Raw genomic sequence first — 19,295 nt, forward strand, 5'->3', positions numbered from 1 at the left:
AGTGATATCACAGGCGCATGACCCTGTTCTCCGTTGTGTCGCCGTCGGATATTCTGTTTGCCCTAGCCGTTGCTTTTGCTGCGGGTTGGGTCAAAGGGATGGTCGGTTTTGCGATGCCTATGGTGCTTATCTCTGGACTTAGTGTTTTACTTCCGCCGCAATTGGCGCTGGCGGGATTGATCCTGCCTACGTTGGTCACAAATGGCGTGCAGGCATTGCGCGAAGGAGTTCCGGCCGCGATCGATGCCATACGGCAGTTTCGCGTTTTTCTGTTGGTTGGCCTCGTGTTTTTGTTAGCTGGGGCACAACTGGTCCGCTTCGTGCCCGAGACGGTGTTTCTGTTGATGATCGGCACTCCGGTTACGGTTTTTGCTGTCATTCAGATCGCTGGTTGGAAACTGACCCTCGAAAAGACTTCGACCCGAGTTGAAGCCGCGATTGGAGCCATCGCTGGTTTCGTAGGGGGGTTGTCGGGGATCTGGGGGCCTCCGACGGTCGCTTACCTGACAGCGTTGAATACGCCGAAGGATGTGCAAATGCGCGTACAGGGCGTAATCTACGGGCTTGGGGCAGGCGCATTGGTTATTGCGCATCTGGGTTCGGGTATTTTGCGGGCCGAGACAGCACCGTTCTCGGCAATTCTGATCCTGCCCGCACTGCTTGGGATGTGGGTCGGCCTGCGCCTGCAGGCGCGCATCGACCAGGCGCGGTTTCGGAAATTGACTTTGATGGTGCTATTGATCGCAGGATTGAACCTTCTGCGTAAAGCGGTGATGGGTTAACTGCGGCTATCAGCAAAGCGGAAGGCGAAATACAAACCCAGCATCAGGAAGAACAGCCCTGAAATGTCGCCGATCAAATAGGCAATGTATTCGACGCGTGCGCTGCCAAAAGCCATATTTGTCAGACCTGCCACAAGGAATGAGGTGATCACACCGACACCCATGACACAGACCCAGCACGGTTTGCGATCAGCCCTTGGAAACAGATCCCATCCGGCCCATTTGAGCAAATAGAAGACTGCTGGTACTGTCAGAACGGCGATTGCAATCGCGGCAAGGCGGCTGGGCAGGAAAACGTCGCTGCCCCCCAATGCCGCAAAGACGATGAAAACGCCGGGAAGTAGAGCAAAAATGGCCCGCCATCCCAATAGCCATGCAGACAATACCCGAACCCCATGGGGCAGGAACAGAAGGCTGGCCCGGCTTGGATATTCTGGGAAAAACATGTTCTGCAGGGGCATCAGAACCTCGAATGTAAGGTACGATGCCACGACATATGCCAACGAGGCAAAAAACGTTTCAGAAGCCCATTTGCGCACGACAATCAGCCATTGTCGTGGCTGTTGGGCGCGTCACCTGGGAGCATGAACGACGTACCGCCCCCGGTTTGCGCTGCCGCTTTGCGAAAGGTATCCCTTTTGCACCAGGGACTTGAGTGCACGGAAAAATGTCGGGCGCGATACGCTTTGAACCAGTGTATGTTCGATCAAACCAAAGGTGCGAACTTCCTGATCGTTTTTCGACAATTCCTCAGCTGCGTAATAGATATCGCGCTCAACCGGAGAGAGTTGTTCCAGGCCCAGCGTCCGCTCCATGCTTTGCATCAATTTACGCAGTTCGGTGAGTTTCGAGATTTCTGTCATATCGTTACCTGCCTTATTCCGTGTCTTCCGCCCCTTTACGGTGACGAACTGAGGTATGCCGTTTTATGAGTTACCCGGCAAATCTCATATTGACACTCATCCCCTTTAGAATACACTAGCTATCTGATTAGGCTGCTCAAATCGCGTTTGTGAGTGTGCGCTTGAGCATCCCATAGGTCTTTTCACTTCTCACCCGGCGCGAGAGCGTCGGGTTTTGTCATATTTCTGACATGCCGAGATACCTCAGATCGACACTTCGAGCAACGCAATTGCATTCACATTTTGCAATATACAACTTATGCGCGATCACGATGTAGTGAGACTCTTTAAAGAAAAGGGGGCGATTTCGCCCCCTTTTTTCGATTAACCGATTGCTACAGCTTTGATGTCTTCGTCGATGAACGGAAGGTACTGTTCAAAGTTCTCGGCGAACATCTGCACCAGTTTTTCGGCCTGCTTGTCGAAGGCCGCCTGATCATCCCAGGTGCGGCGCGGGTCCAAAAGGACTTCGGCCACGCCGGGCACCGAAACCGGTACGTCAAAGCCGAAATTGGCATCTTTGCGGAACTCGGCATCCCGCAGCGATCCGTCTAGCGCAGCTGTCAGCAGTGCACGGGTCGCGCGGATCGGCATCCGGCTGCCCACACCATAGGCGCCACCGGTCCAGCCGGTGTTGACCAGCCAGCAGGTCGCGCCGTGCTGGGCGATCTTGTCGCGCAACAGGTTGCCGTACTCTTCCGGGCGACGCGGCATGAACGGCGCGCCGAAGCAGGTCGAGAAAGTGGGCTGAGGCTCAGTAATACCGCGCTCGGTCCCGGCAACCTTGGAGGTGAAGCCCGACAGGAAGTGATACATCGCCTGCGCCGGAGTAAGCCGCGCGATCGGAGGCAGCACGCCGAACGCATCACAGGTCAGCATGATGATGTTCTTAGGGTGGCCACCCAGTGCGCTGCTGGACGCGTTCGAGATATACTCCAACGGATAGGCGCAGCGCATGTTTGCGGTCAGGGAGTCGTCCTCGAAATCCAGTTCCTTGGTTTCGGGATCGAACACCATGTTTTCGATCACCGTGCCAAATTTGGTGGTGGTCGCGTAGATTTCCGGCTCGGCCTCGGCGTTCAGGTTGATCGTCTTGGCATAACAGCCACCTTCGAAGTTAAAGGTGCCGCGATCGGACCAGCCATGCTCATCATCGCCGATCAAAGTGCGGGCCGGGTCAGCGGACAGGGTTGTCTTGCCAGTGCCGGACAGGCCAAAGAAGACGGCGGTGTCGACCGGATTACCAACCGCATGGTTGGCCGAGCAGTGCATCGGCATCACGCCTTTTTCCGGCAGCATGTAGTTCAGCAGAGTAAAGACAGATTTCTTGTTCTCGCCTGCATACTCGGTGCCGCCGATCAGGATCATCTTGCGGTCGAAGTTCATCGCGATCACGGTCTCAGACCGGCAGCCGTGCTTGGCCGGGTCGGCCTGAAAGCTGGGGCAGTTGATGACGGTGAAATCGGCGATGAACTCGTTCAGATCTTCACGATCCGGGCGTCGCAGCAGGTGACGGATGAACAGATTGTGCCAAGCTAATTCGGTAACCATACGCACGTTGATCGAATAGGCCGGGTCGGCTCCGCCAACCAGATCCTGCACGAAATAGTCGCGGCCTTTCATGTGGGCCAGCATGTCCTGATACAGCGCGTCAAAGCCCTCGGGGCTCATCTCGGCGTTGTTTTCCCACCAGATATGGTCTGCAACGCTGTCAGTGCGCACGACGTGTTTGTCCTTGGGCGAGCGGCCGGTGAACTTGCCGGTGGTAACCAAAAAGGCTCCGCCATTGCCCAGAGTGCCTTCGCCGCGCTTCAGCGCCTCTTCGATCAGCGCCGGTTCCATGAAGTTGTAATAGACATTTCCCAGACCCTCGATGCCCTGATCCTCGAGGCGGAATTGCGGGTTAACCCGTCCAGATGTCATGTGTGTCTTCTCCGTGTGGCGGCGCGTTGGCGGTTGGGCCGGATGCGCCATTGGGCAATTAGCCGGGAAAAACCGGCGGATGGCCGCGTCTTACCACGGTCATTCGGGACATGAACAGGAGGGTTTGACGCAGTTAGCGCAACCAAGCCCAAGTTTAGCGCCATCACAAATTTCCTGTCGGAAATCAAAACGCCTTTCCGGCAACATTAACGGCTTTTTTGCTGCATCTATGTGACAACAATCGCACGATTCGCAGTTACGGATTGATTCGCGGCCTTAAAAACGCCAGAAATGCCATACTAATAAGCGATAAATTGCATGAGTGAGCAGGAATAGGGGTTAACCCGATGTCAAAGATTGCATTGGTGGATGACGACAGAAACATTCTGACGTCCGTATCCATGACTCTCGAAGCCGAAGGTTTTGAGGTTGAAACATATAATGACGGGCAGGCCGCGCTAGACGCCTTCAACAAGAAGCTGCCTGACATGGCTGTGCTGGATATCAAGATGCCGCGTATGGACGGCATGGATCTGTTGCAGCGCCTGCGGCAGAAGACCCAGATGCCAGTGATTTTCCTGACCTCGAAAGATGACGAGATTGACGAGGTTCTTGGCCTTCGCATGGGCGCGGATGATTATGTGAAAAAGCCTTTCTCGCAGCGTTTGCTGGTCGAGCGTATCCGGGCATTGCTGCGCCGACAGGAAGCCACTTCGGGTGACGCGACTGTCGCCAATACTGGCGACGCTAAGGTTATGGAACGCGGAGAACTGCGGATGGATCCTCTGCGCCATGCGGTCAGCTGGAAGGGAGAAGACGTGTCCCTGACAGTGACCGAGTTCCTGTTGCTGCAGGCGTTGGCACAGCGACCAGGCTTTGTAAAAAGCCGCGATCAACTGATGGACGTGGCCTATGACGATCAGGTCTATGTGGACGATCGGACCATTGACAGCCACATCAAGCGTCTGCGCAAGAAAATGCGCGCCGCTGATTCAGAGTTTTCGGCCATCGAAACGCTCTATGGCATTGGTTACCGGTACAACGAAGAATAAGAACGCCAATCTGAAAGGGTAGTTGGGTCTCGTGCGCGATACGGAACAAGCCAGCGAATTCAAGGATGGCGATGTCGTTCTGGGGGATGATTGGGTCATTCCACAGGACGGAGACTCAGGCGAGCTGCGCGCATCGCGGCATCGCCGAAATCTGTTCGCCTTGCGTGAGTCCCCGCTGGCGCGCAAAATCGTTACTATCAACTTGGTGGCCTTGGTTATTCTGGTAACCGGACTGTTGTACTTGGACGATTCTCGTGAGGAACAAGTTCAGCAGACTGCGCGAAATATCGTCGGAAACGCGCAACTGGTTAGCAACGTCTTTGAAACACGGTTGCGTCAAACCGGCGATCAACCGTCGCAAAATGCCAGTCAATTGGACGTTGAAGACACGTTGGCCGGTCTGAGCCTGCCGCCGGGTGGCGAAGTTTTTGTGTATGACATGTCCGGCACCCTTATCGGTTGGACGCGTGGCGCGGCTTCATCGTCCACAATGGCCGTGCTGCTGCGAACTGATGCCGAGGTTCAGACAGGCAGCACGCTGATCAGCGACGCATTGAATGCGGTGTGGAACGGCCTGACCCGCATTTTCACGAATTACGATCCCAGCACGGCACCGACTTTGGCGCAGCGGGTTCAGGCTATTGTCCCCTCAGCGCTTGATGGCGCAACACAGGTTCAGGCGGTAAAGGACGAACAACGCGAGACGGTTGTCGTTGCGGCTACGCCGATCCTGCAGGACGGAGTACCAGTGGGGGCTGTTGCGATAACGGGCCCCGCAGGCGAAATTGACGCTCTGGCGCGACGTGAGCAAGAGCGTATTCTACAGATGTTCGTGGTCGCCTTGCTTGTCTCCATCGGGTTAAGCCTTGTTTTGGCCTCGACCATTGCAAACCCATTGGCGGATTTGGCCTCTGCTGCAGAGTCGGGCAGAGACCGTGGCACAGGTATGAACCCTGGCCGTATCCGTATCCCCGACCTCAGCGCGCGACCGGATGAAATAGGGCGTCTTAGCCGGGCATTGCGAGGCATGGTGACGGCGCTTTACAACCGCATCGACGCAAATGAACAGTTCGCCGCCGATGTGTCACACGAGATCAAGAATCCTTTGGCCAGCCTGCAATCCGCAGTTGGCACCCTGCGTATGGTCAAACGCGAAGACCAGCGAGACAAACTGCTGGGTGTGATTGAGCACGATGTGCGGCGGTTGGATCGTCTGGTCAGCGATATCTCAAATGCATCGCGTCTTGATGCCGAACTGGTCAAGGAAGAAGAGCAGCCGTTCGACCTGCTCAAGCTACTGGGCAACATCGGCCAGTATTTAGGCGAGGACGCGCGCGAAAAAGGCATCGATTACATCACGGATATGCCGAGTCAACCGATCGTGATCCACGGTCTCGAAGCGCGCCTTGCACAGGTCTTTGTCAACTTAATCACCAACGCGATTTCCTTCTGCGAGGACAGCGATGCGATACGTGTCTGGGTCCGCCAGCGCGAAAACCGGGTCTTGATTGTAGTTGAAGACACCGGTCCCGGCATCCCGGAACAGGCACTGACGAAGGTGTTCAAGCGCTTCTATTCCCAGCGCCCGACCGAGCATTTCGGGAACAACTCGGGCCTTGGTTTGGCGATTTCCAAGCAGATTGTCGAAGCACATGGCGGCGTTATCTGGGCCGAAAACATCCGACCGACCGAAGCGGACATCACCTCGGATCCGCTGGGCGCCCGGTTCGTCGTCGGGTTGCCCGTATAGGTCATGCCGGACACCACGCTGTCGGCCGTTGAAAATCTGGATTCTGCAGTTGTTCACGCCACCTGCGTTGCTGTCGACGGGCGCGGTATCTTGATCATTGGCGCGTCCGGTTCAGGGAAATCCGCGCTTGGGTTGCAGATGATGGCGGCGGGCGCCGGGTTGGTTGCAGACGACCGCGTCAGTTTACGCATGAAGAGCGGAGCGGTATTAGCGAATGCCGCCCCCAATATTAGCGGCATAATCGAGGCCCGTGGTATCGGCCTTCTGCAAGCTGTTCCGGTCGGGCCTGTCCCACTTCGTTATGTTGTTGATCTAGATACGCCCGAGCACGCGCGCCTGCCCGAACACGCAACCGTTCTCGCCCTGAGGCAAACTGTTCCCTTGCTACGGGCAGCGGCTGCCCCCAATTTGTCAGCAGCTCTTATGCAGCTTTTGAAAATGGGGCGAGTGGGTCCAGAATGGCCGAACGCATGACACAACAACGGATAGTTCTGGTGACCGGACCTTCTGGTGCGGGGAGATCCACCGCTATTCGGGTGCTCGAAGATCTGGGTTTTGAAGCCATAGACAATTTACCGATGGGCCTATTGCTTCGCTTGCTGGAAGGACCGGCGCGCGAGCGGCCCATGGCTTTGGGGCTGGATGCAAGAAATCGGGATTTCTCGACAATTGGTTTTATCGAACTAGCCGCGAAACTGCGCCGTATGGCTGATGTCGACCTGGCCACCTTGTATCTCGATTGCAGCGATGAGGTCTTGCTGCGTCGGTTCTCTGAAACGCGACGGCGACATCCAGTCGCGGCGAATGCCAGCCCTGAAACCGGGGTGATGCAGGAAAAAGAGTTGCTGGCGCCGATCCGAGAGATTGCTGACACGCTAATTGATACCAGCCCGCTCAACGTGCACCAACTGCGGCAAGAGGTCGAACGTTGGTTCGCGCCGCAAAGTGGCCGACATCTGGTGGTTTCGGTGGAATCGTTTTCGTATAAACGCGGCCTGCCACGTGGCTTGGACATGGTGTTTGATTGCCGGTTTTTGGCCAACCCCTACTGGCAGCCCGACCTGCGGGCCGAAGACGGTCGAAACCCCGATGTAGCGCGCTATGTTCAGTCAGATGCAAACTACGCGCCGTTTTTCGAACGTGTGGTCGATTTGTTGACGCATTTGTTACCGGCCTATCGCGCCGAAGGAAAAGCGCATCTGTCCGTCGCATTCGGGTGTACCGGCGGACAGCACAGATCGGTCGCCACAGCGGAAGCGGTAGCAAAGGCTCTTGCGGAAGGGGGGCAGCAGGTGGCAATTAGGCATCGCGAAATGGAACGTCGATCGTTGAATGTGAGGCCGGATTGATCGGGATCGTACTCGTAGCACATGGTGGGTTGGCGCAGGAATATCTTGCGGCCATGCAGCATGTCGTTGGAAAGCAACCTGGCCTTGCGGCGATTTCGATCGAAGCGGACCATGACCGCGAGGCCAAGCAGGCAGAAATCTGTGCTGCCGCTGACAGCGTTGATGTGGGTGACGGCGTCGTTGTCGTGACAGATCTTTTCGGCGGCAGTCCGTCGAATCTCAGCTTGCGCGCTTGTGCACCTCAAGACCGCCGTATCCTTTACGGTGCAAATCTGCCTATGTTGATCAAACTGGCTAAATCCCGCCACCTGCCTATCGGAGATGCGGTGCGGCAAGCGATGGAAGCTGGACGCAAATACATCAATGCGCAAAATGTGACCTTTGACCAAGAGCGGACCGACCAAGAATGACCACCCGAAGCTTGAAAATAGTTAATGAAAAGGGCCTGCACGCGCGCGCCTCGGCTAAGTTGGTTGAAGTGGTCGAAGGGTTCGATGCGCAGGCCGAAGTGTCAAAAGACGGGCTTTCAGCCTCAGGCGACAGTATAATGGGTCTTTTGATGTTGGCAGCGTCGCGTGGAACGACTATTGACGTCGAGACGTCCGGACCGGATGCTGAGGCGTTGGCCGACGCGTTGGAAACCCTCGTGAACGACAAGTTCGGGGAGGGGTTCTGAGCGCATCAGCCGCGATACCAAGAACGGGAAGACCAGGAATTGGCGGAAACTACGCACGAGACCAAGACAGGCCCGGTTGTCGATGGGACCGAGGATCAGGGCGAAATCTACGATCGTAGAACCCTGACCTACGCGAACTCCTTCGATGACGCATGGACCGCGACGGCTATTCGCGCCATTGAATGGTGCACGGGCAAACTGACCATTCTGCGCATGGTCAATAAGTTCGAGAAGAAGAACGAATACTACCGGGGCCAGCGTTTCTGGGGCGGCGCGCTTGAGGTGATGGGAATAAACCTGACCACCCCGCCCGAGCAGATTGCGAACATCCCCAAGGATGGCCCGGTTGTTGTGGTGGCAAACCATCCACACGGTATGGTCGATGGTATGATATTTGCTGAATTGATCGGGCAGGTCCGCAGCGATTACCGCATTCTGACCCGCTCGGTGCTGACTGGCCTGGATGAGGCCGCGACGTCGTTCATGATCCCGGTGCCCTTTCCTCACGATCCCGAAGCACAATCCAAAATGCTGGAAATGCGCGCCAAGGCGATGGGCCACCTGAAAAACGGCGGGGTAGTTGCACTGTTCCCGTCAGGTGTGGTGATGTCCTCGGATGATTGGTTCGGCCCTGCGCTGGAACGCGAATGGAACGTATTCACCGCGCAGATGATCCGTCGCTCGGGTGCCAAGGTGGTGCCGATCTTTTTCCCGGGAAGCAACTCCCGCGCCTACCAGATAGCCAACAAGCTATCTCCCATTCTGCGTCAGGGTTTGCTGCTGCACGAAATAGTTCGTTCGTGCAACAAACCACAATCCCCGGTCATTGGCGAGCCGGTCTCAGACGACGACATGGAACTGCTGCAACGTGACCCGCGCGGGTTCATGGCATGGCTACGTCGGCATACGCTGGCGCTCGGTGAAACGCTCAAGCGCTGATCCGTTTCTTCATCTGGCTAAAAATATCTCGGGGGTGCGCCCGGACAACGTCCGGGCGAGGGGGCTGGCCCCCTTCACCGGGTCGGAACGGGGAATTCACCTCGATAGTCATAAAACCCGCGCTGGGATTTGCGACCAAGCCACCCTGCCTCAACATATTTCGTAAGCAATGGGCAAGGGCGATACTTGGTGTCTGCCAAACCATCATGCAGCACGTTCATGATGGCCAAACACGTGTCCAGCCCAATAAAGTCGGCCAGTTCCAAGGGCCCCATAGGATGGTTTGCCCCCAGCTTCATCGACTGGTCGATCGACTGCACATTCCCGACCCCTTCGTACAGCGTGTAAACCGCCTCGTTGATCATTGGCATGAGAATACGGTTCACGATAAAGGCCGGAAAGTCCTCGGCGCTGGCTGCGGTTTTCCCCAGTTTGTCGACGACGGCCTTACACGCGCTGAACGTCTCTTCATCTGTGGCGATACCGCGAATCAACTCGACCAGTTGCATAACGGGAACCGGGTTCATGAAATGAAAACCCATGAACCTTTCGGGTCTGTCCGTACGGCTGGCCAGACGCGTGATCGATATGGACGACGTATTCGATGTCAGAATCGTATGCGGCAGAAGATGAGGTTGCAAATCCTCAAAAATCGCCTGCTTAATCGCTTCGCGTTCGGTGGCCGCCTCGATCACCAGATCGGTCTTGCCCAGTTGCGGCAATTCCAGCGTGGTTGTGATGCGTTTCAAGGCGTTCTGTACCGCCTCATCCGTTATCTTTCCGCGTGATGCCTGGCGGGTCAAATTGCCTTCAATAATGGCCATCGCAGCGTTTAACGCATCCTGGCTGACATCGTTCAGAACAACATCATAATCCGCCAAGGCCAACACATGGGCGATACCGTTGCCCATCTGACCTGCGCCAATCACTCCGACTGATTTTACATCCATATTCAGGTGCCTCTGTCCCACGGGTTATGGCGACAGTATCGGCAGATGGGGGCGGGCGGCAAGAGGATGAGACCCATCGAATTTGCTTCAAATGCGCACATTAGTAATTTCTCAAGATATGCGGCTGCAAAGTGTCTCCCGGGTGAAAAATGGGTGAGTGTAATGAGCTATTACCAAACAGGCTCGGGGGTCCCCGAGGATGCCGTCTGCCAGTATTCGGGCTCGCGGCTTTGGTTTCGTGGTCCCGAGCGATCACTGGATACGCCATATATGGCTTGCATCGGTGGGACAGAGACGTTTGGCCGTTTCGTCGAAACTCCGTTCGCGTCCGTTTTGGAAGACAAGCTTGACAGGCGGTGTTTAAACCTTGGCAGCCTGTTCTGCGGTGTCGATGCGTTGTGTCGCGACTCCGGTCTTCAGTCATTGATGGACAAGGCCGAACTGTGCGTGTTGCAAGCGCCGGACTTACTTGGACAATCGAATCGCTTCTATCGCGTCCATCCAAGGCGGAACGATCGATTTCTGGCCGCCACGGATGATCTGATCTCGCTATACCCCGATGTCGATTTTGCCGACGTGAATTTCGTGCATCACCTGATGGCGCTGTTGCGCGGCCATCAGGACGCACGTTTCGAAGCCGTCGCGGATGAGCTACGGCGCAATTGGTTAAAGCAGATGCGGGCTCTGCTGGAAAAACTGGACGTGCCAGTGATTCTTCTGTGTTTGCAGGTTGTTGGTCAGTCGGAAGGCGTGGACCCTGTCGATCAAGCAGACGTACCTTTGTCCCTTGGAATGCTGGACGCGGTTAGACCTTTTTGCGCGGCAATCGTGCGTGAGACCGTCAGCGTTTCGGGGCAATCGGACGAGCTTGAAGACATGCTATTTGGAACTTTGCAGCAGCCGATGGCTGAGTACATGATTGGGCCCGCTGCGCACAGGACCATAGCCGACGCACTGGCGGGCCCAATTCGCGATCTGCATTAAGAAAAAGGCCCGCCGTTTTGGCGGGCCTGTCAGATTTTTTGTCGAAAAGCCTCGGCTTAAGATCAGCCGAGTTTTTCGGTCAGTTCCGGTACGGCTTGGAACAGGTCGGCAACCAGACCGAAGTCAGCGACCTGGAAGATCGGCGCTTCTTCGTCTTTGTTGATCGCAACGATGACCTTCGAGTCCTTCATACCAGCAAGGTGCTGGATCGCGCCCGAGATGCCGACGGCAACATACAGATCAGGGGCAACAACCTTACCGGTCTGACCCACCTGCCAGTCGTTCGGAGCGTAGCCCGAGTCAACGGCGGCGCGCGACGCGCCAACGGCGGCGCCCAGCTTGTCTGCCAGAGTTTCGATAAGTTTGAAGTCCTCTTCCGAGCCAACACCGCGGCCACCCGAAACAACAACGCCTGCCGAGGTCAGCTCGGGGCGGTCGCTTTCGGCAACCTTGTCTTCAACCCAGGACGACAGACCGGGGTTGTCGCCGACCGAGATCGTCTCGATCGCAGCCGAACCGCCTTCGCCTGCAGCATCAAAGGACGCGGTACGGAAGGTGACGACTTTCTTGGCGTCGGACGATTTGACAGTCTGGATCGCGTTGCCCGCGTAAATCGGACGCTCGAAGGTCGAGCCGTCAACCACGCCGGACGCATCCGAGATCACCATCACGTCCAGCAGCGCGGCAACGCGGGGCATGACGTTCTTGGCGTCGGTGGTGGCGGGGGCAACGATATGCTCGTACCCATCAGCCAGACCTGCGATCAGGGCAGCAGTCGATTCCGCCAGACGATGGCCCAGCGACTCGTCTTCGGCGACCAGCACTTTTGCAACACCGTCGATCTTGGCAGCGGCCTCACCAGCGGCAGCGGCGGAACCACCTGCGGCCAGAACGGTCACGTCACCCAGCGCCTTTGCAGCGTTGACGGCTTTGGCGGTGGCGTCCAGCGCCAGTTCACCATTGTTGACTTCGGCGAGAAGAAGAACAGCCATTACACAGCCCCCGCTTCTTTGAGTTTCGCAACCAGCTCGTCAACCGAGCCCACGACGATACCAGCGGCACGTGCCGGCGGTTCTTCGGTTTTGACGATTTCCAGACGAGGAGTGACGTCGACGCCGTAATCGGCAGCGGTTTTCTCGTCCAGCGGCTTTTTCTTCGCCTTCATGATGTTGGGCAGCGACGCATAGCGCGGCTCGTTCAGGCGCAGGTCAACGGTCACGATGGTCGGCATCTTGACACTGATGGTCTGCAGACCGCCGTCAACTTCGCGGGTGATCTTGGCGCTGTCGCCTTCGATATCCACCTCAGAGGCGAAGGTGCCTTGGCTCCAGCCCAACAGGGCCGACAACATCTGACCGGTGGCGTTCATGTCGTTGTCGATCGCCTGCTTGCCCGCCAGAACCAGACCGGGCTGCTCTTCCTCGACCACTTTGGCCAGGATCTTGGCAACGGCCAGAGGCTCGATATCGGTGTGCACGTCATCAGCCGCAACAACCAGAATTGCCCGGTCGGCACCCATGGCCAGCGCGGTGCGCAGGGTTTCCTGCGCCTGCTTGACGCCGATGGAAACAGCGACGACTTCATCCGCCTTGCCTGCTTCTTTCAGGCGGATCGCCTCTTCGACGGCGATCTCGTCGAACGGGTTCATCGACATTTTGACATTGGCGAGATCAACACCGCTGCCGTCCGCTTTGACGCGAACTTTCACGTTATAGTCAATCACGCGTTTGACAGGCACGAGTACCTTCATTTTGCGCTTGCTCCTCACAAATAACGGTAAGCCGCGACGCGACTCCACCAATGCTCTCGGACGTCTGAATAACGTCTCAAGCCACACGACAACAGGGCAAAATCGTCATCTCGTGGGCTTGGGACGTCGCGTTTCATATTTTTTGACGCTACGGCGCGCTCAAGCTAACGCTTCAGCGGTTCGCGCCCGGAACCCACAGCACATCCGCCGAGCCGTTTTCGTTCGCGCAGCGGGCGGCCACGAAAAACCAGTCGCTTAGGCGATTGAGGTATTTTACCGCAACTTCGTTGACAGGTTCCATATTGGTCAGCTCAACCGCCAGACGTTCGGCCCGGCGCGAGACAGTACGACACACATGCAGATGCGCGGCCAGGCGTGACCCACCGGGCAGGATGAAACTGCGCAGCGGCGCCAGCGTTTCGTTCATCGCGTCGATCTCAGCTTCAAGCCTGTCGATCTGAGAGGGTACGATGCGCAGCGGCGTGTATTCAGCCTCGGCATCCTTATCCATGTCGGGGCGGCAGAAATCAGCACCCAGATCGAACAGGTCATTCTGGATGCGCGACAGCGCGGCTTCGACCTCACCATCAGCTTCGGTTCGGGCGACACCGACGAATGAATTCAGCTCATCCACCGTGCCATAGGCGGCAACTCGCCCCGAATACTTGGCAACGCGTTCCCCATTGCCCAAGGCTGTTTTGCCGTCATCGCCGGTGCGCGTGTAGATTTTGTTGAGTACAACCATTTACTGACCTCCCTGTCCGCGAAGCCAGACGTAGAGCACGATCAGCACCACGGCAATGAATTGAAACAGGATGCGCAGCTGCATCATCTTGTTGCTTTTCAGCGCGGCACTTTTCCCTGCCTTGCCGAAGTTTGAAATGCCGATCACCAGAACGACGACCACCGCCGCCATCGCCAGCAATAATACGACCATCAATAGGTCCATGGGTACACCGTCCACGTTTTTTGCATTGGCTTACCATCTAGACCCATGGCGGAGAAAAGCGAACGGGTAATTTCGCCTCAGACGTCCGAGAGGATACGGTCAATCGCACGTGTCGGCAGAATGCGGCGCAGGCAGCCTGCGATGTAAGTCGGGGTCGTGACATAGTAGCGGGGGCGCGGTCGTTTTGCTTCGACCGCATGGGCCAGCTTGTCGGTCACGGCGGATGCGGGCAGTTCGAACCGATCCGTGCCCGAGGATTCGTATAGTCTTTTCAACAGCGACGCCTGATACCGTTCGCGCAGGGCTGAGTTCTGCCAATCGATGAAACGTTCGAAGAAAGGGATCGAGTTCTCTCGGATTTTCGAGGTGATCGGGCCTGGTTCGATCAGGCTGACCTTGATGTCGGTATCCGCCAGTTCCAACCGCAATGTGTCGGTCAGGCCCTCGATCGCATATTTTGTGGCCACATAAGCTCCGCGCCAGGGAAAGGCGACCAGTCCCAGAACCGAGGAGTTCTGCACGATTCGCCCGTGGCCCTGCGCCCGCATCACTGGAATGACCTGACGGGTCAGTTCGTGCCAGCCAAAGAAATTAGCCTCGAAGATCGCGCGCAACCCGTCGGTGGGCAGATCTTCGACTGCGCCGGGTAGACCGTGTGCTCCGTTGTTGAACAGCGCATCCAACGTGCCTTCGGTGGCCTCAAGCACCTCGGCCAGACCAGCGGTGATGCTGTCGGTATCGGTATAGTCGATGAGGGGGCTTTCAAAGCCCTGCGCGCGTAGCCTGTCACAGTCCCGCTGCTGTCGGCACGATGCAAAGACGCGCCAACCGCGAGCGCGCATGCCATGCGCTGCGTCCAGCCCGATTCCGGACGAACAGCCGGTTATAAGAATCGATTTCTGCATAGTGTCCCCGATACCAAGCCTTATGCCTAGCTAGGGCGTGATTCCGGGTGGGACAATCGTTGCACTGCGTCAGTTTACGGGTTTTTCGACCAGAGATGCCGATATCCATCCGACCTGTTGCTGCGGCAACACGCGCAGGCGAAGCCAACCTGTGCCCGAGTCGCTCAGGATTTCGACTTTCTGGCCAATGCCGACCTTTGCTATAATTGGATAGATCGTGCCGGGACCGTCGCGGAGATTGACCCGTGTTCCAGAAATCTCACGAATGTCCTTCTCGGGCTCAGTGGGGGCAATCGGTTCCGCGATCTGTTCGGGCGCTTCTGGTTCGACCTGCTGCAGGCCGCTCACCCCGTCTTCAAGCGATGCGAGCGTAAAATTGGAAGTTTGATCATCAAAAACCGATATTTCCCTGAGCGCTTCAACGCTTGCGGTTTCAGTCACAAATTCAACAACGGCCGGTTGAGGCTCGATCGGTTTGGCCCGGACGGCCGGGGTGCGGCTGGCGACGTTGGTCACAAGATTTTGGGCAGGCGCAGGTGCGATCTGCACTGGCTTGGATTGGGTGGCGACACGCACAGGCTGTTCGGCACGCAGGCCGCGCGGTTCAAAGTCTGGCCCACCGCTCATGACGTAAAAACACCAGCCAAGTGCAGCGAAACTAACAACGATAAGGCGCGTCATGGCGCTTCCCCCGGGTAATCGTAAAAGATGAAATAGGCAGCAGTCTAATGACCGAGAGCTTACCATATCTGAGGTCTCGAGTCGAAAGATCGGGGGAAATCCGTCGGTTGCCTCCCCCTGTTGCAAAAAGCGCCACTTGTCCCCAGCAAAATGCGTACCGGTTGCTTTACCGCGGCGCGCTTGCGTCGTATCACATCATATATGAACGACACGATCGACGACCCCAACATGGAGGCCCCCGAAGGTGGGGGCGAGGTAGCCGAACCACTGCGCCGCGCGATTGGCGAACGCTATCTGACCTATGCTTTGTCCACCATCATGCACCGGGCGCTGCCCGATGCGCGCGATGGCCTGAAGCCGGTTCACCGGCGAATCCTCTATGCAATGCGCGAGCTGCGACTCAGCGCGACGGGGGGATTCCGTAAGTCTGCCAAGATTTCCGGCGACGTGATGGGTAACTATCACCCCCACGGTGATGCCGCTATCTACGATGCGATGGCGCGTCTGGCGCAAGACTTCAACGTGCGCTACCCGCTGGTCGACGGGCAGGGGAATTTCGGCAACATTGACGGCGACAACCCGGCGGCCTCGCGATACACCGAGGCGCGGATGACAATCGTGGCCGAAGCGCTGCTGGAAGGTCTGAACGAGGACGCCGTCGATTTCCGCGACAACTATGACGGGACGCTGACCGAGCCGGTCGTGCTGCCCGCACAGTTCCCGAACCTGCTGGCAAACGGGGCCAGTGGTATCGCGGTCGGCATGGCGACGAATATCCCGCCGCATAACATCTCGGAGCTTTGTGACGCCTGTCTGCATCTGATCAAGACGCCGGATGCGCGGGATGACACGCTGCTGAACTATGTCCCCGGCCCGGACTTTCCGACTGGTGGCGTGATTGTCGAGCCCCCTGAGAATATCGCGCAGGCTTATCGCACCGGGCGTGGATCGTTCCGCCTGCGCTGTAAGTATGAGGTCGAGGATCTGGGGCGTGGCCAGTGGCAGATCGTTGTCACCGAGATCCCGTATCAGGTTCAGAAATCCAAGCTGATCGAAAAGATCGCGGAACTGATCCAGACCAAGAAAATCCCGATCCTCGGTGATGTCCGCGATGAATCCGCTGATGACATCCGCCTGATCCTCGAGCCACGGTCCAAGAACGTGGACCCCGAAGTGCTGATGGGGATGTTCTATCGCAACTCGGACCTTGAAGTGCGTTTCAGCCTGAACATGAACGTGTTGATCGACGGGGTGACGCCCAAGGTCTGCTCGATGAAGGAAGTGTTGCGCGCCTTCCTCGATCACCGGCAAGAGGTCCTGCTGCGTCGTTCGCGTCACCGCATGGCCAAGATCGACCACCGGTTGGAAGTGTTGGAGGGCTTTATCGTTGCCTTCCTGAACCTCGACCGTGTGATCGACATCATACGCTACGACGACGACCCCAAAGCCGCGCTGATGCGCGAAGATTGGGGGATCGACCACGTTCGTGCGACGGACGAATCCGACTATGTCTCGCCCAAACCAGGCGAGGGCGAACTGTCCGAGGTTCAAGTCGACGCCATCCTCAACATGCGCTTGCGCAGCCTGCGCCGTCTGGAAGAGATGGAGCTGGTCCGCGAGCGTGACGCGTTGATGGAAGAGCGCGCCAATCTCGAAGACCTGCTGGCTGATCCCGCTCTGCAATGGGCCAAGATCGCTGAGCAGTTGAAAGAGACCAAAAAGACCTTCGGCAAGGACTATGAAGGCGGCGCACGCCGTACCCAATTCGCCGAGGCTGGACAGGTCGAGGAAGTGCCGCTTGAGGCGATGATCGACAAGGAACCGATAACGGTCGTTTGTTCGCAGATGGGCTGGATTCGCGCCATGACCGGTCATATCGACCTGAAGCGCGAGCTGAAGTTCAAGGATGGCGACGGCCCGCGTTTCATCTTCCACGCGGAGACCACGGACCGGCTGTTGGTCTTCGCCTCAAATGGCCGGTTCTACACGGTCAGCGCGGCCAATCTGCCCGGCGGGCGGGGCATGGGCGAGCCGCTACGTCTGATGGTCGATCTGCCGAACGAGGCGCAGATCATCGACATCCTGATCCACAAGCCCGGGCGCAAGCTGCTGGTGGCCTCGGATGCGGGCAACGGGTTTATGGTGCCCGAGGATGACGTGCTAGCGCAGACCCGCAACGGCAAGCAGGTGCTGAACGTCAAAGGTGATGAAACGGCGGTGATCTGCAAACCGATCGCGGGCGACCACGTAGCGGTAGTGTCTCAGAACGGCAAGTTCCTGGTCTTCCCAACCGAAGAATTGCCCGAGATGACCCGCGGCAAGGGTGTACGTTTGCAGAAATACAACATGGCGCGCGGGCGTCAGGGCACGCTGGAACTGGATGGCGGTCTGTCCGACATAACCACCTTCAATTGGGAGGAGGGCCTGAAATGGTCCATGGGTGGCGACAAGACCCGGCACGAGGCGGATATGTCTCAATGGCTGGCCAAACGCGCCAGCGTCGGGAAAAAGCCGCCTTACGGCTTCCCGAGGGACTATAAATTCTCGTGATTTTGCGACCGCTTGCGGGGAATTCCGCCGATACGGCTTGGCACAGTCCGTATCGGTGCGCTAAATCAAAGAAAACAGGCCTATCGAGACGAGAGACATGTTGCGCATTTTGACCTTGATCACCGGACTGGCCCTGTTGGGTGCGTGTACGCAGACGCAAGTGTACGAAGAGCCTGAGTCGCTCGGTGAATTCAAACTGCGCGTCAACTATGCCTTTGCCGAAAAGGCGGTGCAGGGACCGGTCTCACGCGACGCTACGCCGGACGAGTGGACGGCCGCGATTCAGAATGCGGTGGATATCCGCCTTGGCAGATACGAAGGCGCGCAGGATTATGATATCGGCATCAGCCTGGAGGGATATATGCTGGCGCCTCCGGGCATTCCGGTGATCTACAACCCACGCAGCACCGCGATTGTGCTGGTGAATGTCTATGACGTGAACAAGAAAGAATTTCTGGCCAAGGGCAAACAATTTCAGGTTCTGGAAGACACCACTGGCGGCAGCGCGTTCAAGGGCTCGGGCCATGAGCGTACCAAAGAAGAGCAGATGAGCGGTCTGGCCTTGAAGGTTGCGGACCGAGTCGAGGAATGGCTGGCCGAAGAACATCAGCAGAACGGTTGGTTCAAAAGCCGCCCCGATCTGATCCAGCCGCTGGATTCCGGCGAGCTCACGCAAAATCCAGCGTCGTAAACGGCTTTTCCCGCAGGATGTGCTTGATTTTCCCCTGCGAACCAAATATCTCGCGCGCGCAGATGTAACCACGGGACCAAGGGTCCCCCAAATCGCAAAAGGGCGCCTGAGGAATGGCAAAGGAAAAGTTTGAGCGTACAAAACCGCACGTCAACATCGGCACGATTGGCCACGTTGACCACGGCAAAACCACGCTGACCGCAGCGATCACCAAGTATTTCGGTGACTTCAAAGCGTATGACCAAATCGACGGTGCGCCGGAAGAGAAAGCGCGCGGCATCACCATCTCGACCGCCCACGTGGAATACGAGACCGACAACCGCCACTACGCGCATGTTGACTGCCCCGGCCACGCCGACTACGTCAAAAACATGATCACCGGTGCTGCTCAGATGGACGGCGCGATCCTGGTTGTGAACGCCGCTGACGGCCCGATGCCGCAAACGCGTGAGCACATCCTGC

General features: G+C 57.3%; 22 protein-coding genes. 12 read left to right on the forward strand and 10 right to left on the reverse strand.

All coding sequences use genetic code 11. From position 1 onward, the window contains the following. The first annotated feature begins 17 nt into the window (after window positions 1-17). Window positions 18-782 carry a sulfite exporter TauE/SafE family protein gene (locus J7380_RS19455; protein WP_209198237.1) on the forward strand — a complete coding sequence of 255 codons (765 nt, stop codon included), beginning with the start codon at window positions 18-20 and terminating at the stop codon, window positions 780-782. On the opposite strand, the gene J7380_RS19460 is transcribed toward J7380_RS19455, so the two are convergent. From J7380_RS19460 to J7380_RS19470, 3 genes are all read right to left on the reverse strand, one after another. Further along, window positions 779-1,243 (reverse strand): hypothetical protein, encoded by a 465-nt coding sequence (locus tag J7380_RS19460; protein WP_247742659.1) that lies wholly within the window; start codon window positions 1,241-1,243, stop codon window positions 779-781. The genes J7380_RS19455 and J7380_RS19460 overlap by 4 nt on opposite strands. 111 nt (window positions 1,244-1,354) lie before the next feature. Next, window positions 1,355-1,645, reverse strand: coding sequence for a hypothetical protein (locus tag J7380_RS19465; protein WP_170356721.1), 291 nt, complete (start codon window positions 1,643-1,645; stop codon window positions 1,355-1,357). A 363-nt stretch (window positions 1,646-2,008) separates the two neighbouring features. Continuing rightward, window positions 2,009-3,607: a phosphoenolpyruvate carboxykinase gene (locus tag J7380_RS19470; protein ID WP_170356720.1), complete on the reverse strand. Its 1,599-nt coding sequence runs from the start codon at window positions 3,605-3,607 to the stop codon at window positions 2,009-2,011. Window positions 3,608-3,954: 347 nt separating this feature from the next. Between J7380_RS19470 and J7380_RS19475 the strand changes: the two genes are divergently transcribed. The 7 genes from J7380_RS19475 to J7380_RS19505 are packed head-to-tail and all read left to right on the forward strand — an operon-like array spanning window position 3,955 to window position 9,373. Beyond that, on the forward strand, window positions 3,955-4,659 hold the full coding sequence (locus J7380_RS19475; protein WP_170356719.1) for a response regulator transcription factor: 705 nt from the start codon (window positions 3,955-3,957) through the stop codon (window positions 4,657-4,659). Window positions 4,660-4,690: 31 nt separating this feature from the next. Beyond that, window positions 4,691-6,409: a sensor histidine kinase gene (locus J7380_RS19480; protein WP_209198239.1), complete on the forward strand. Its 1,719-nt coding sequence runs from the start codon at window positions 4,691-4,693 to the stop codon at window positions 6,407-6,409. Between the two features lie 3 nt (window positions 6,410-6,412). Beyond that, window positions 6,413-6,883, forward strand: a complete 471-nt coding sequence (locus tag J7380_RS19485; protein ID WP_209198241.1) for a serine kinase — start codon at window positions 6,413-6,415, stop codon at window positions 6,881-6,883. After that, window positions 6,880-7,758 (forward strand): RNase adapter RapZ, encoded by an 879-nt coding sequence (rapZ, locus tag J7380_RS19490; RefSeq protein WP_209198248.1) that lies wholly within the window; start codon window positions 6,880-6,882, stop codon window positions 7,756-7,758. Before J7380_RS19485 ends, rapZ begins: the two co-directional genes overlap by 4 nt. Next, window positions 7,755-8,168: a PTS fructose transporter subunit IIA gene (locus tag J7380_RS19495; RefSeq protein WP_209198255.1), complete on the forward strand. Its 414-nt coding sequence runs from the start codon at window positions 7,755-7,757 to the stop codon at window positions 8,166-8,168. The genes rapZ and J7380_RS19495 overlap by 4 nt, the downstream gene beginning before the upstream one ends. Continuing rightward, window positions 8,165-8,434, forward strand: a complete 270-nt coding sequence (locus tag J7380_RS19500) for an HPr family phosphocarrier protein (RefSeq protein ID WP_170356715.1) — start codon at window positions 8,165-8,167, stop codon at window positions 8,432-8,434. The genes J7380_RS19495 and J7380_RS19500 overlap by 4 nt, the downstream gene beginning before the upstream one ends. Window positions 8,435-8,473: 39 nt before the next feature. After that, window positions 8,474-9,373: a lysophospholipid acyltransferase family protein gene (locus tag J7380_RS19505; RefSeq protein WP_209198257.1), complete on the forward strand. Its 900-nt coding sequence runs from the start codon at window positions 8,474-8,476 to the stop codon at window positions 9,371-9,373. A gap of 74 nt (window positions 9,374-9,447) precedes the next feature. Here the strand turns inward: J7380_RS19505 and J7380_RS19510 are convergent, their stop codons facing one another. Next, window positions 9,448-10,323, reverse strand: a complete 876-nt coding sequence (locus tag J7380_RS19510; protein ID WP_209198265.1) for a 3-hydroxybutyryl-CoA dehydrogenase — start codon at window positions 10,321-10,323, stop codon at window positions 9,448-9,450. Between the two features lie 162 nt (window positions 10,324-10,485). Here J7380_RS19510 and J7380_RS19515 point away from each other — a divergent pair, with 162 nt between their 5' ends. Beyond that, window positions 10,486-11,307 carry a DUF6473 family protein gene (locus J7380_RS19515; RefSeq protein WP_247742661.1) on the forward strand — a complete coding sequence of 274 codons (822 nt, stop codon included), beginning with the start codon at window positions 10,486-10,488 and terminating at the stop codon, window positions 11,305-11,307. 62 nt (window positions 11,308-11,369) lie between these two features. Here J7380_RS19515 and J7380_RS19520 read toward each other — a convergent pair whose 3' ends face one another. The 6 genes from J7380_RS19520 to J7380_RS19545 all read right to left on the reverse strand — a co-directional run bounded on the left by J7380_RS19520 (window position 11,370) and on the right by J7380_RS19545 (window position 15,592). After that, on the reverse strand, window positions 11,370-12,299 hold the full coding sequence (locus J7380_RS19520) for an electron transfer flavoprotein subunit alpha/FixB family protein (RefSeq protein WP_209198267.1): 930 nt from the start codon (window positions 12,297-12,299) through the stop codon (window positions 11,370-11,372). Beyond that, window positions 12,299-13,057 (reverse strand): electron transfer flavoprotein subunit beta/FixA family protein, encoded by a 759-nt coding sequence (locus J7380_RS19525; RefSeq protein WP_170356711.1) that lies wholly within the window; start codon window positions 13,055-13,057, stop codon window positions 12,299-12,301. Before J7380_RS19525 ends, J7380_RS19520 begins: the two co-directional genes overlap by 1 nt. A gap of 172 nt (window positions 13,058-13,229) precedes the next feature. Further along, a complete protein-coding gene (locus tag J7380_RS19530) occupies window positions 13,230-13,802 on the reverse strand; it encodes a cob(I)yrinic acid a,c-diamide adenosyltransferase (RefSeq protein ID WP_209198269.1) in 573 nt (190 codons plus the stop codon). Continuing rightward, window positions 13,803-14,006 carry a twin transmembrane helix small protein gene (locus J7380_RS19535; RefSeq protein WP_170356709.1) on the reverse strand — a complete coding sequence of 68 codons (204 nt, stop codon included), beginning with the start codon at window positions 14,004-14,006 and terminating at the stop codon, window positions 13,803-13,805. It lies immediately after the preceding gene. A 77-nt stretch (window positions 14,007-14,083) separates the two neighbouring features. Then, complete coding sequence (locus J7380_RS19540) at window positions 14,084-14,911, reverse strand: SDR family oxidoreductase (RefSeq protein WP_209198271.1); 828 nt, start codon at window positions 14,909-14,911, stop codon at window positions 14,084-14,086. A gap of 69 nt (window positions 14,912-14,980) precedes the next feature. After that, window positions 14,981-15,592 (reverse strand): SH3 domain-containing protein, encoded by a 612-nt coding sequence (locus tag J7380_RS19545; RefSeq protein WP_247742662.1) that lies wholly within the window; start codon window positions 15,590-15,592, stop codon window positions 14,981-14,983. 201 nt (window positions 15,593-15,793) lie between these two features. On the opposite strand from J7380_RS19545, the gene parC reads away from it, so the two are divergent. From parC to J7380_RS19560, 3 genes are all read left to right on the forward strand, one after another. Beyond that, window positions 15,794-18,142, forward strand: a complete 2,349-nt coding sequence (parC, locus tag J7380_RS19550) for a DNA topoisomerase IV subunit A (protein WP_209198273.1) — start codon at window positions 15,794-15,796, stop codon at window positions 18,140-18,142. A gap of 97 nt (window positions 18,143-18,239) precedes the next feature. Further along, on the forward strand, window positions 18,240-18,833 hold the full coding sequence (locus tag J7380_RS19555) for a hypothetical protein (RefSeq protein WP_209198275.1): 594 nt from the start codon (window positions 18,240-18,242) through the stop codon (window positions 18,831-18,833). A gap of 113 nt (window positions 18,834-18,946) precedes the next feature. Continuing rightward, window positions 18,947-19,295 (forward strand): GTP-binding protein (locus J7380_RS19560; RefSeq protein ID WP_209196706.1); only part of this gene is annotated, 349 nt, incomplete at its 3' end.

The sequence above is a fragment of the Ruegeria sp. R8_1 genome (assembly GCF_017743815.1).
Classification (GTDB): domain Bacteria; phylum Pseudomonadota; class Alphaproteobacteria; order Rhodobacterales; family Rhodobacteraceae; genus Ruegeria; species Ruegeria lacuscaerulensis_A.